This window comes from Mycobacterium sp. shizuoka-1 (assembly GCF_002723835.1).
In the GTDB taxonomy this organism is placed as follows: Bacteria; Actinomycetota; Actinomycetes; order Mycobacteriales; family Mycobacteriaceae; genus Mycobacterium.
The window spans coordinates 1-12939 of sequence record NZ_BEWG01000015.1 but is presented as its reverse complement, the minus strand read 5'-3'; the positions used below and the strand labels follow the sequence as shown (position 1 = coordinate 12939).

The window sequence follows — 12939 nt, the reverse complement described above, 5'->3', positions numbered from 1 at the left end:
TAAGCGACACAGCGCGGTACGAGGCGGAAATGACTCCGGAGTAACCTAGGCCGAATGCTGGCCATCGTCGCTGAATCCGCCGACCGTCTGACCTGGCGCGACGTGCCCGACGTGACACCGGGCCACGGTGAGGTGTTGATCAAGGTCACCACCGCGGGCGTCAACCGGGCCGACCTGCTGCAGGCCGCCGGGCACTATCCGCCCCCGCCGGGAGCCAGCGACATCATGGGCCTCGAGGTCTCCGGCGTGATCGCCGAGCTCGGCGATGACGTATCCGGATGGACTGTCGGACAAGAGGTTTGCGCTCTCCTGGCCGGCGGTGGCTACGCCCAGTACGTGGCGGTGCCGGCCGCCCAGGTCCTGCCCGTCCCTGCCGGCGTGAGCGTGTCCGACGCCGCCGCGCTTCCCGAGGTCGCGTGCACGGTGTGGTCGAACCTGGCGATGACCGCCCACCTGGCTCCCGGCGAGATGCTGCTGGTGCACGGCGGGGCGAGCGGAATCGGCACCCATGCCATCCAGGTGGCCACGGCGTTGGGCAGCCGGGTCGCGGTGACCGCCGGCTCGCAAGCCAAGCTCGACCTGTGCGCAGAACTGGGCGCCGAGACGTTAATCTCCTACCGCGACGAAGATTTCGTCGCTCGCGTCAATATTGCGACCGACGGTCATGGCGCCGACGTCATCTTCGACATCATGGGCGCGGCCTACCTGGATCGCAATCTCGACGCGCTGGCCGCCGACGGCCGACTGGTGATCATCGGCATGCAGGGCGGTGTCAAGGGCGAACTCAACATCGGCAAGATGGTCGCCAAGCGACTGCAGGTCATCGCCACCTCGTTGCGCGGCAGGCCCGTCACCGGCGCCAACGGCAAGGGCGCGATCGTCGACGCGGTGGTGACGTCGGTGTGGCCGATGGTCGCCGACGGCCGGGTCCGCCCGATCATCGGTGCCCGCTTCCCGATCGAGGAGGCCGCCGAGGCGCACCGGGTGCTCGCCGCCGGCGAGACCTTCGGCAAGGTCCTGCTGACCCTGGAGTGAGCGGGCGGCGTCAGCCCAGCGACGCCAGCGCCCGCACGAGCTGATCGACCTCGGCCGTCGTCGAATAATGCGCCAGCCCGACCGTGACCGCGCCACCGATGTCGTTGACACCGATCAAGTCCAGCACCCGCGAATTGGCGTTGGCGACGGCCAGGATCCCGTTGTCGGCCAGCCGCTGGACCACCCGCTCGGCAGGCACCCCGGTGACGGCGAAGCTGACCACCGGGATGTGCACCTCGGGCCGCCCGATCACCATCACCAGCGGCAGCGACCGAAGCGATGCCATCAGGTAGTCGAACAACCCGCCGAGGTAAGCACCCGCGGATTGCATTGACAAGGCCAGTCTTTCGCGGCGTGTGCCGCGCGCCGACTCGTCCAGTCCGGCCAGATATTCGATGCTGGCGACCACACCGGCCAGCAGACCGTACTGGTGCCCGCCCAACTCCAGCCGGGCCGGCCCGCTGGCGTAGGGGTTCATCGACACCGATCCGAAGGTGTCGATGAGTGACGGGTTGCGGAACACCAGCGCGCCGATCGGCGGGCCACCCCACGCGGGCGCGTTCAGCACGACGACATCGGCCTCGGTCTCCTCGATGTCCATCAGCCGGTATGGCGCGGCGGCCGAATGATCCACCACGACCAGCCCGCTGACGTCGTGCACCAGCTTGGTGACCGCACCGACATCGGTGACCGTCCCCAGCGTCGACGATGCCGAGGTCATGGCCACCAGCTTGGTGGGCGCGGTGATCAGGTTCTCCCACTGCCAGGACGGCAGCTCGCCGGTTTCGATGTCCACCTCGGCCCACTTGACCTTGGCCCCGTACCGGTTGGCCGCACGCAGCCACGGCGCGATGTTGGCCTCGTCGTCGAGCCTGCTGACGACCACCTCGTAACCGATCCCGGCCCGCGAGGACGACGCATCGGCCAGGGACGTCAGCAGGATCGAGCGGTCGGCACCGAGCACCACCCCGGCCGGATCGCCGTTGACCAGATCGGCCACCGCCTGGCGCGCCGCGTCCAGCACCGCCACGCTGCGGCGGGCGGCGGGATGCGGGCTGGCGGTGTTGGGCACGGAACCGCGGAACGCCGTGGACACCGTGGTGGCCACCGACTCGGGGATCAACATCCCGGCCTGGGCGTCGAAGCGCATCCATCCGTCGCCCAGCGCGGGGTGCAGACCACGCACCCGGGCGACGTCGTATGCCATGGAGACCACCTTAAAGCGTTGGTGATAGCGCTATCGAGACAGCAAGGGCGCCTGCGGTCCCCGCGGACAGGTTCACCTGGGCAGCCATACTAGTCCAGTGAGCTTCGCGTTCGGACTGATGATCGCGGTCTTGTTGCTGATCCTGCCGGGCGCGGTGGTCGCGCTGGCCGGGCGGCTGAGTTGGCCCGTCGCGCTCGGTGTCGGCCCGGTGCTGACGTACGGCGTTGTGGGCCTGGCCATCATCCCGTTCGGCGCTGTCGGAATACGTTGGAATGTCTGGACGGCACTGCTGGCCCTGGCCATCGTGTCCGCCGCGGCATTCGGTTTGCGGATTCTGCTCTCCCGCTATCGCGTCGCCGGGGCCGACACGGACGCGGTGTCCGTGTGGCCCGCCCTGACCGTGGCGGCCGGCGTGATCTTGGGCGCACTGTTCATCGCGCTCGCGGCCTGGCGGGGCATGCCGAACTGGCAGTCCATCCCGAGCAACTGGGATTCGGTCTGGCACGCCAACACCATCCGCTGGATCCTCGACACCGGGCAGGCGTCGTCGACGCACATGGGCGAGCTGCGCAACGTCGAAACCCACGATGCGCTCTACTACCCCTCGGTCTTCCACGCGCTGGGCGCCGTGCTCGCCCAGCTGATCGGCGCCGCGCCGACCACCGCATACACGCTGAGTTCACTGGCGGCTGCGGTGTGGTTGTTCCCGCTCAGCGCGGCCCTGCTGACCTGGCAGCTGCTCCGCTCTCGCGGCACCTCACAGTGGCGCACCGCGGGAGCGGCGGCCACTGCGGCCGCGCTGTCGGCGTCGTTCACCGCGGTGCCCTACGTGGAGTTCGACACCGCCTCGATGCCCAACATGGCCGCCTACGGCATCGCCATACCCGCGTTCGTGCTGATCACCTCGTCGCTGCGGCATCGCGACCGGATCCCGCTGGCGGTGCTGGCGCTGGTGGGCGTGTTCTCGGTGCACATCACCGGCGGCGTGGTGGTGGTCACATTCGTGGCCGCCTGGTGGCTGCTGGATGCCCTGCGGCGGCCGGTGCTGGGCCGGCTGCGCGATTTCATCACCCTGGTCGCGATCGCCGCACCCACCCTGGCGGTCCTGCTGCCGCAGTTCCTCGGCGTCCTGCAACAGGCCGAGGTCATCGCGGGCCACGCCTTCCTGACCTACCAGGGCCGCAAACGGACCCTGTTCAACGCGATCGTTCAGCACACCCGCCATCTCAACGACTTCCCGATCCAGAACATCCTGATCGCGCTGGCGGGTGTCGGCTTCGTGCTGCTGCTGACCAAGCGGATCTGGTGGCCGGCGGCGGTGTGGCTGGTGATGATCGTGTCGATCGTGCACTCCGGAGCACCGTTCGGCGGCCCGGTGGGGGCGATCATCGGCAAGTACAGCGACCTGTTCTACAGCGATCCGCGCCGGTTGTCGGCGGTCGTCACGCTCCTGCTGGCGCCGATGGCGGGCATCGCGCTGTACTCGGCCGTGCTGCTGGTGGTCGCCGGTGCACGCCGGTTGACGCGACGCCTGGCCGCCGCCCGGGATCCCGACCGCCGGTTCTGGATCGGGGCCACCGCGATGCTGCTCGTCGCGGTGACGGCGGGGCTGGCCTGGCACTACTTCCCCCGGCACCGCTTCCTGCTCGGCGAAAAGTACGACCAGGTGATCATCGACGACAAAGATCTGGAGGCGATGGCCTACCTGGCCACGCTGCCGGGCGCCCGCGACACGATCATCGGCGACGCCAATGTCGACGGAACCGCATGGATGTACGCGGTGGCGGGCCTGCACCCGCTGTGGACGCACTACGACTATCCCGTGCAGCAGGGGCCCGGATACCACCGGTTCATCTTCTGGGCGTACGCCGACGACGCCGACCACGATCCGAGGATCGCCGAGGCGGTGAAGGCGCTGAACATCCGCTATGTGCTGACCAGTACCCCGGTGGTCCGCGGGTTCGTCATGCCCGACGGTCTAGTGTCACTAGACAAGTCCAAGTCGTGGGCGAAGATCTACGACAACGGCGAGGCTCGCATCTACGAATGGCGCGGATCTTCGCCGCCGGACGGCCGATAACAATGGAACCCGAGGGAATGCTCACTTCCATGACGACGAACACAGACGACGACAACATCGAGATCATCACCGGGCCCGACGGCGGCTCGGCCGAGGGTGACGACCAGCGCTCGGTCACCGACCTGGTGGAGCAGCCCGCCAAGGTGATGCGGATCGGCACGATGATCAAGCAGCTGCTCGAAGAAGTGCGTGCGGCACCGCTGGACGACGCCAGCCGCAGCCGGCTGCGAGAGATCCACGCGACCTCCATCCGCGAGCTGGAAGACGGCCTCGCCCCTGAACTGCGGGACGAACTGGAACGCCTGGCGCTGCCGTTCTCCGAGGACACCATCCCGTCGGACTCCGAACTGCGCATCGCACAGGCCCAGCTGGTCGGATGGCTCGAAGGGTTGTTCCACGGCATCCAGACCGCGTTGTTCGCTCAGCAGATGGCCGCCCGCGCCCAGCTCGAGCACATGCGCCAGGGCGCGCTCCCGCCGGGAATGGCGCAACCCGGCCCGGCCGGTGTCCCCGGTCACGGCACCGGCCAGTACCTCTGATCCGAGACGCACGGTGGCTGCCGACGATCCCTTCATCGAAACCCGGGACGCCTGGGTCGAGTTTCCGATCTTCGACGCGAAGACACGCTCACTGAAGAAGACCTTCCTGGGCAAGGCCGGCGGCGCGATCGGCCGCAACACTGAGAACGTCGTCGTCATCGAGGCGCTGCGGGACATCACCTTGTCGCTGAAGATGGGCGATCGGGTCGGCCTGGTCGGACACAACGGCGCGGGCAAGTCCACCCTGCTGCGGCTGCTGTCCGGCATCTACGAGCCCACTCGCGGGTCGGCCACCGTGCGCGGCCGGGTTGCCCCGGTGTTCGACCTCGGTGTCGGCATGGATCCGGAGATCTCCGGCTACGAGAACATCATCATCCGCGGGCTCTTCCTGGGCCAGACCCGCAAGCAGATGCTGGCCAAGGTCGACGAGATCGCCGACTTCACCGAACTCGGCGAGTACCTGTCGATGCCGCTGCGGACGTATTCGACCGGTATGCGGGTTCGGCTGGCGATGGGGGTGGTCACCAGCATCGACCCGGAGATCCTGCTGCTCGACGAGGGGATCGGTGCGGTCGACGCGGAGTTCCTCAAGAAGGCGCAGTCCCGGCTGCAGAGCCTGGTCGAGCGATCCGGAATCCTGGTGTTCGCCAGTCACTCCAACGAGTTCCTCGCGCGGCTGTGCAAGACCGCGATGTGGATCGACCACGGCACCGTGAAGATGGCCGGCAGCATCGAAGAGGTGGTCCGGGCCTACGAGGGCGAAGACGCGGCGCGCCATGTCCGAGAGGTGCTCGACGAGCACAAGTCCGATTGGTCGGACGGGGCAGTCACGCCGTGACCGACATGGTGTGCGCCGTCGTCGTCACGCATCGCCGTCCCGACGAACTGGCCAAGTCGCTGGACGTGCTGACCACCCAGACCCGCATGATCGACCACCTGATCGTCGTCGACAACGATGCCGACGACCGGGTGCGCGACCTCGTGGCCGGTCAGCCGGTTCCGACGAGCTATCTGGGCTCCCGCCGAAACCTCGGCGGCGCAGGCGGATTCGCGTTGGGGATGCTGCACGCGCTGACCCTCGGTGCGGACTGGGTCTGGCTGGCCGACGACGACGGCCGCCCTCAAAACGCCGAGGTGCTGGCCACCCTGCTGGCCTGCGCGCAGCGGCACGGGCTGGCCGAGGTGTCGCCGATGGTGTGCGATATCGACGACCCGACGCGCTTGGCGTTCCCGTTGCGGCGCGGCCTGGAGTGGCGCCGCAACGTCTCCGAACTCGGCGATCGCGACCTGCTGCCGGGGATCGCGTCACTGTTCAACGGTGCGCTGTTTCGCGCGGAAACGATTCTGGCGGTGGGCATTCCGGATATCCGGCTGTTCATCCGCGGCGACGAGGTCGACATGCACCGGCGGCTGGTGCTCTCCGGCCTGCCGTTCGGCACCAGCCTTCAGGCGACCTACCTGCATCCGTACGGCAGTGACGAGTTCAAGCCGATCCTGGGCGGGCGGATGCACACCCAGTATCCCGATGACCCGACCAAACGGTTCTTCACCTATCGCAACCGCGGATACCTGCAGTCGCAGCGCGGCATGCGCAAGCTGGTGCCGCAGGAATGGCTGCGGTTCGGCTGGTACTTCTTGATAACGCGCCGCGATCCCGCGGGATTCGTGGAGTGGATGAGGTTGCGACGCCTGGGTAGGCGCGAAAGGTTCAGCAGATGACGTTCATTGACGCCGCCGCGCAGTCGAAGACATTCACTCGCGCGTGGGGCGACCTGATCGACGGCTACCGCAAGCGCGAACTGTGGCTGCACCTCGGTTGGCAGGACATCAAACAGAAGTACCGCCGTTCGGTGCTGGGCCCGTTCTGGATCACCATCGCCACCGGTACCACCGCTGTGGCGATGGGCGGGCTGTACTCGCAGCTGTTCCACCTGGAACTGTCCGAGCATCTGCCCTACGTGACACTGGGATTGATCATCTGGAACATGATCAACGCAGCGATCATCGAGGGCGCCGACGTCTTCATCGCCAACGAGGGCTTGATCAAACAGCTGCCGACTCCGCTGAGCGTGCACGTCTACCGGCTGGTGTGGCGGCAGATGATCTTGTTCGCGCACAACATCGTCATCTATGTGGTGATCGCGATCATCTTCCCGAAACCGTGGTCGTGGGCGGATCTGTCGGCGATCCCGGCGCTGCTGCTGATCATGCTCAACTGCGTGTGGGTGTCGTTCTGTTTCGGCATCCTGGCCACCCGCTACCGCGACATCGGGCCGCTGTTGTTCTCGATCGTGCAACTGCTGTTCTTCATGACGCCGATCATCTGGAACGACAACACGCTGCGGCAGCAAGGTGCCGGCCAATGGGCGAAGATCATCGAATTGAACCCGTTGTTGCACTACCTCGACATCCTGCGCGCGCCGCTGCTGGGCGCCGATCAGGAATTGCGGCACTGGCTGGTGGTGATCGCATTGACTGTGATCGGCTGGCTGGTCGCCGCGTTCGCGCTGCGGCAGTACCGGGCGCGCGTGCCGTACTGGGTCTAGCGCGATGACGTCGCCCACGACGTTCGTCGGCCGCGTCGAGGAGCTGGACACCCTCAAAGCGCTGATGACGCGCGCCCGCAACGGGGTGGGCGGCGCGCTGGTGGTCCGCGGTGAGCCCGGAATCGGCAAGACCGCGTTGCTCGACGCCGCCACCACCCACGCGGGCGACGCCGCCGTGATCAGATCCGACGGATTCGAGGCGGAGCTGGCGATGCCGTACGCGGCACTGCAGCGGATTGCGTCGCCACTGACCGATCACCTCGAAAGGCTGCCCGCACGTCAGCAGCAGGCGTTGCGGGTCGCGGCGGGGCAGGATGACGGCCCGCCGCCCGATCGGTTTCTGGTGGGGCTGGGCATGCTCGGCCTGTTCGCCGCGGCGAGCGGGCAGCGACCGGTGCTCTGTGTGGTCGACGATGCACACTGGCTGGATTCGGAATCGCGGGAGGTGCTGGCCTTCGTGGCTCGCCGGCTGCAAGCGGAGTCCACTGTGCTGCTGTTCGGGGCGCGCGACAGCGCCGAATCGCAGATCCAGCTGGCCGGTATCCCGGTACTCGAACTCGGTGGCCTGGACGCCCAGTCCGCGGTCCGGCTGCTCGCCGCATCCGCCGCCGAGCCGATCGACCCCTATGCCGCCACGCGCATCGCCACCGCGACCGGCGGTAACCCGTTGGCCTTGCTGGACCTGACCCAGGACCTGCGCCCGCATCAGCTGAGCCGGTTGTGGTTGTCGTCGGCGCCGGCCCCGATCGGCAGCCAACTCGAGGAGCACTACCTCCACCGGATTCGAAAACTGCCGCACGACATCCGACTGTGGTTGTCCCTGGCGGCGGCCGAGCCGTCGGCCCAGCAGATGCTGATCGCCACCGCTGCTGCGGCGCTGGACCTTTCGCCGGACTGCCGCATCGAGGCCGAACGCGCTCGGCTCGTGACTGCCGGCGAGACCATCGCCTTCCGCCATCCGCTGGTGCGATCCGCGGTCTACGGTGCAATGACCGGCTCCGACCGCCGCCGGGTCCACGCGGCGCTGCGCACCGCGGCGGCCACCCTCGGCCTCGCCGACCTCGAGGCCTGGCATGCGGCGGAGGCAGCCGAGGGCCCCGACCCGGTCGTGGCGGACCGCTTGGCCGCTGTGGCCGACCGAGCCGCCCGCCGCGGCGGCCTGGTGTCTCAGGCGCGACTACTGATCCGCGCAGCCGACCTGACCCCGCCGGGCGCCGGCCGCGACGATCTGCTGCTGGCGGCGGCCCGGGCCGCCGCGGACGCCGGCGCCGCCCAACTGGCACAGGACCTGGTGGATCGGATCTCCGCCGACGGACTCGACGCCGTCGCACACGGTCGGCTGATCATGATCCGCACCGAATTGGCGCTGTTCCTGGCGGATTCGGCACTCGTGGTTCGCGGACCCGCCGACCTGCTCAGCGCGGCGGCGCTCTTCCACGACCGCGCTCCCGAACTGGAACAGGCCGCCCTGTTGCGGGCCTTCGAACTGTGGTCGGTGACCGAGCTGCAGATGGAAGGCCTCACACTCGACGAGCTGGGCCGGCGCATCGGGGCCGGCGCCGACGTGCTCCCGGGACCGCGATCAGTGGTCTTGCACGCACTGGCCGCCCACATCCTGGACCCCTATCCCGATGCCGTGCCGCTGATGCGCACCGCACTGGACATGCTCGGCGAACTCGACGACGCCACCGTCACCGACTTTGGCTTCGTCGGAATTACGATTGCGACAGCACTTTTCGAGAAGGACGCCGGCGGCCGATACCTGGACCGACTTGCCGCGATCGCCCGCGACGCCGGCGCACTGCGCGCGCTGGACACGGTGTTGTGGGTACGATCCATCTTCGAACTCGAACACGGTGAGCCTGCCGCATGCGGCGCATCCATCCGCCAGGTTCGAGAGCTTCGACGGGCCATCGGTTACGACGCCGAAAACGTCGTCAACGCCGGCTATCTGGCCTGGACCGGGATGTCCCGCGATGAGTTGGAGCTGGTCGCGCAGGCCGTCAAAGAGATGGGGTTCGGCGGCGTGCACACCTCGGCCGTCAGTGCGATCGCACTCAGCGACATCGCCGAAGGCCGTTACCACGACGCGTACACCGCACTGCGGACTGTGGTCGATGCGCCGCTGCTGCAGGTGGCCTACGTCCGATTCGCGGACTTCGTCGAGGCCGCCACCCGAAGCGGCCATGACGCCGACGCCCGCCGAGTGGCGGCGCGAATCACCATGATGGCGGCGGCAAGTGGCACCGTCGCCTTGCACAGCCAGGACCACCGGTGTCAGGCGCTGCTGGCCGCCGACGACGAAGCCGAAGACCAGTACCGGCAGGCGCTCGGGCTACTCGAACAGGCGCACCTTCCCGCGGATCTGGCGCGGACCCATCTTCTGTACGGCGAGTGGTTGCGCCGAATGAAACGCAGGCGTGACGCCCGCGACCAGCTGAGGTCGGCGATCGCGTTGTTCGACCGGCTGGAAGCACCCGCATTCGCCGACCGGGCCCGCGCCGAATTGGCCGCCACCGGAGAACGCAGCACCGGACGCAAGCTCGTCGGCGGGGTGGAGCTGTCACCGCAGGAGGCGTCGGTGGCCCGGATGGCAGCCGACGGCCACACCAACGCCGAGATCGGCGCCACCCTGTTCATCAGCTCGAATACCGTCGACTACCACCTGCGCAAGGTCTTCGCCAAGGTCGGTGTGTCCTCCCGCAGACAGCTCGCCGAAAGGTTCGGCGCCGACGGCTGACGGTCACGACTACGAGCCGCACGTGGTGCGGTGCGGCAGGTCGCCAGACAACACTGACCCTATGCCGTTCGTGACCGCCGAAGACGGCGCGCAGATCTTCTTCAGAGATTGGGGGGCGATCGGCGGCAGGCCGGTCATCCTCAGCCACGGCTGGCCGCTCAACTCCGACTCGTGGGAAGCGGCGGCACTGTTCCTCGCCGGCCACGGATACCGGGTGATCGCCCACGACCGCCGCGGCCACGGCCGCTCTTCGCAGACCTGGCACGGCAACGAAATGGACACCTACGCAGACGATTTGCAGGTCCTGATCGATGCTCTCGATCTCGGCGACACCACCCTGGTGGGCCACTCGACCGGCGGCGGCGAGGTCGTCCGGTACATCGGCCGGCACGGCACCGGCCGAGTCGCCAAGCTGGTACTGGTCGCCGCAGTCCCACCATTGATGCTGGAGGGCCCCGACAATCCCGGCGGTCTTTCAGCCGCCACGTTCGACGAACTGCGCACCGGCGAGACCACCGACCGTTCACAGTTGTACCGAAACCTCGCCGATGGACCGTTTTTCGGCCACAACCGCAGCGGTGACATCTCACAGGGAATCCGTGACGCGTTCTGGGCACGCGCAATGGCCTGCGGGCACCGAGCCGCCTATGAGTGCATAGCAGCATTCTCCGCCACGGACTTTCGCGGGGATCTGGCCAAGATCGACATACCGACGCTGGTGATCCACGGCGACGACGATCAGATCGTGCCGTTCGAAGTGGGCGGCAAACGCTCGGCGGCGCTGATCCCCGGTGCGCGTCTCATCGTCTATCACCACCGGCCGCACGGCCTTCCCGACACCGACCGCGACCGTTTGCACGCAGATCTACTCACGTTCGTCTCCTGAAGAAAGCGAGATCGTCATGTCCGACCGTCCCGACACCATCGTTCTGGTCCACGGCCTGTGGATGACCCCCGCCAGTTGGGCGGAGTGGAAGACCTACTACGAGGCCAAGGGGTTCCGAGTACTGACCCCGGCCTACCCGGGTTTCGAGATCGAGGTGGAAGAACTCCGCAAGCACCCCGAGGTCATCGCAAAACTCACGGTGCCCGAGACCGTCGATCATCTGGCCGGCGTCATTGCGTCGGTCGATGTCCCCCCGATCATCATCGGCCACTCGTTCGGCGGCACCCTCACCCAGCTGCTGCTGGCCCGGGGGCTCGGCGCGGCCGCGGTGGTCATCGACTCCGCGCCGACCGAAGGCGTGCGGGTCAGCCCGCTGTCCCAGGTGAAGTCACTGTTCCCGGCGTTGAAGAACCCCGCCAACATCCACAAGGCCGTCGGCTTCACCCCCGAGGAGTTCCACTACGCCTTCACCAACACGATGACCCGCGCGGAGTCCGACGAGGTGTGGGAGCGATATGCCATTGCGGCACCGGGCAGTTGGGTGTGGCACTACGGCCTGCTCGCGAACTATCAGCCCGGGCACCAGGAGACCTGGGTGGACTACCAGGCCGACCGAGCCCCACTGCTGTTCATCGGCGGCGAGAAGGACCACATCATGCCGCCGGCCGTCAACAAGTCGAACGCCAAGCACTATCACAAGTCGCCGGCGGTCACGGAGTACTACGAGTTCGCCGGCCGGGACCATTGGACCTGCGGTGCGCCGGGCTGGGAGGCGGTCGCCGATCACGCACTGGACTGGGCACTCGCCCACGCCGACACCGGACGGCACGGCCGGTACACCGCGTAGCCCGACTCGGCGAGTTCTGTCGGACCCCGGTGGCATACTCGAACACGTGTTCGATGGTGGGTTGGGTGGATCGGGTGACGCGGCGGTAGTCGCCGCGATCACCGACTCAGCCCGCCAGGAGGCCCAGGCCGCCGCCCGCCGACTGGCCGCGATCGCCGAACTCGTCGCCCGCCGCTGCCCCGACGACGAGCGCGCCCACTGGGCCTGCGACGACTGGGACGCCGCCGCAGCCGAAGTATCCGCAGCCCTGGGCATCACCCACGGCCGCGCCAGCGCCGAGATGCTGATGGCGATGTCGCTGCGCCACCGCCTGCCCCGAGTCGCCGCCCTGTTCACCGAAGGCGCTCTGAGCTACCGGGTGTGCCAGGCCATCGTCGACCGCACCTACCTCGTCCACGACCACGCCGTGCTCGCCGTCCTCGACCGCGCGATCGCCGACGACGCGCTCACCTGGGGACCGATGTCCGCCCTCAAACTGCAACGCGCCATCGACGCCTGGGTCGACCGCTACGACCCCGGCGCGCTGCGCCGCACCCAATCCCGCCTGCGCGACCGCGATATCGTCGTCGACCTACCCAACGCCCACGGCGGGGTCGCCGACATCCGCGGATCGCTGCTGGTCACCGACGCCGCCGCCCTCGACCGACGCCTGAGCGCCATGGCACACGCCGTCTGCGACGACGATCCGCGCACCCTCGGCCAACGCCGCTCCGACGCCCTAGGCGCCCTGGGCGCCGGCTCCGAGCATCTGGCCTGCACCTGCGACAACCCCGACTGCCCCGCCACCGCACCCGACGCCCGCGCGGCCACCGTCGTGGTGCACGTGCTGACCGACGCCGACACCGACGACCCGGTGCGCGAGTCCCGCGCCGGTGGCGTGCTGACCGGCACCCGCGGCATCGTGCCCGCCCCCCTGCTCGCCGACCTCATCACCGCCGGCGCCACCATCCGACCACTACGCCGCCCCAGCGACACGCCCGAACCCGGCTACCGGCCCTCCACCGCCCTGGACGACTTCATCCGCATGCGCGACCTCACCTGCCGGTTCCCCAACTGCGA

Annotated in this window: 11 protein-coding genes; 10 read left to right on the top strand and 1 reads right to left on the bottom strand. The window is 68.2% G+C overall.

Features of this window, described 5'->3' with window-relative positions; translation table 11 throughout:
* The first annotated feature begins 54 nt into the window (after positions 1 to 54).
* On the top strand, positions 55 to 1035 hold the full coding sequence (locus tag MSZK_RS03785; RefSeq protein WP_099244989.1) for an NAD(P)H-quinone oxidoreductase: 981 nt from the start codon (positions 55 to 57) through the stop codon (positions 1033 to 1035).
* Positions 1036 to 1045: 10 nt separating this feature from the next.
* On the opposite strand, the gene MSZK_RS03780 is transcribed toward MSZK_RS03785, so the two are convergent.
* A complete protein-coding gene (locus MSZK_RS03780) occupies positions 1046 to 2242 on the bottom strand; it encodes a cysteine desulfurase-like protein (protein WP_099244987.1) in 1197 nt (398 codons plus the stop codon).
* Positions 2243 to 2339: 97 nt separating this feature from the next.
* Between MSZK_RS03780 and MSZK_RS03775 the strand changes: the two genes are divergently transcribed.
* The 9 genes from MSZK_RS03775 to MSZK_RS03735 all read left to right on the top strand — a co-directional run.
* Positions 2340 to 4322 carry a DUF6541 family protein gene (locus tag MSZK_RS03775; protein ID WP_099244985.1) on the top strand — a complete coding sequence of 661 codons (1983 nt, stop codon included), beginning with the start codon at positions 2340 to 2342 and terminating at the stop codon, positions 4320 to 4322.
* A 17-nt stretch (positions 4323 to 4339) separates the two neighbouring features.
* Positions 4340 to 4861 (top strand): bacterial proteasome activator family protein, encoded by a 522-nt coding sequence (locus MSZK_RS03770; RefSeq protein ID WP_199203178.1) that lies wholly within the window; start codon positions 4340 to 4342, stop codon positions 4859 to 4861.
* 13 nt (positions 4862 to 4874) lie between these two features.
* Positions 4875 to 5699: an ABC transporter ATP-binding protein gene (locus MSZK_RS03765; RefSeq protein ID WP_099244983.1), complete on the top strand. Its 825-nt coding sequence runs from the start codon at positions 4875 to 4877 to the stop codon at positions 5697 to 5699.
* Positions 5696 to 6580 carry a glycosyltransferase gene (locus MSZK_RS03760; RefSeq protein ID WP_099244981.1) on the top strand — a complete coding sequence of 295 codons (885 nt, stop codon included), beginning with the start codon at positions 5696 to 5698 and terminating at the stop codon, positions 6578 to 6580. The genes MSZK_RS03765 and MSZK_RS03760 overlap by 4 nt, the downstream gene beginning before the upstream one ends.
* Entirely contained in the window at positions 6577 to 7407 is an 831-nt protein-coding gene (locus MSZK_RS03755; protein WP_099244979.1) for an ABC transporter permease, read from the top strand. Before MSZK_RS03760 ends, MSZK_RS03755 begins: the two co-directional genes overlap by 4 nt.
* Positions 7408 to 7411: 4 nt before the next feature.
* Positions 7412 to 10147: a LuxR family transcriptional regulator gene (locus MSZK_RS03750; protein WP_099244977.1), complete on the top strand. Its 2736-nt coding sequence runs from the start codon at positions 7412 to 7414 to the stop codon at positions 10145 to 10147.
* Between the two features lie 61 nt (positions 10148 to 10208).
* On the top strand, positions 10209 to 11033 hold the full coding sequence (locus MSZK_RS03745) for an alpha/beta fold hydrolase (RefSeq protein WP_099244976.1): 825 nt from the start codon (positions 10209 to 10211) through the stop codon (positions 11031 to 11033).
* A 16-nt stretch (positions 11034 to 11049) separates the two neighbouring features.
* Positions 11050 to 11880: an alpha/beta hydrolase gene (locus MSZK_RS03740; protein WP_099244975.1), complete on the top strand. Its 831-nt coding sequence runs from the start codon at positions 11050 to 11052 to the stop codon at positions 11878 to 11880.
* 46 nt (positions 11881 to 11926) lie between these two features.
* Positions 11927 to 12939 (top strand): DUF222 domain-containing protein (locus MSZK_RS03735; protein WP_233211104.1); only part of this gene is annotated, 1013 nt, incomplete at its 3' end.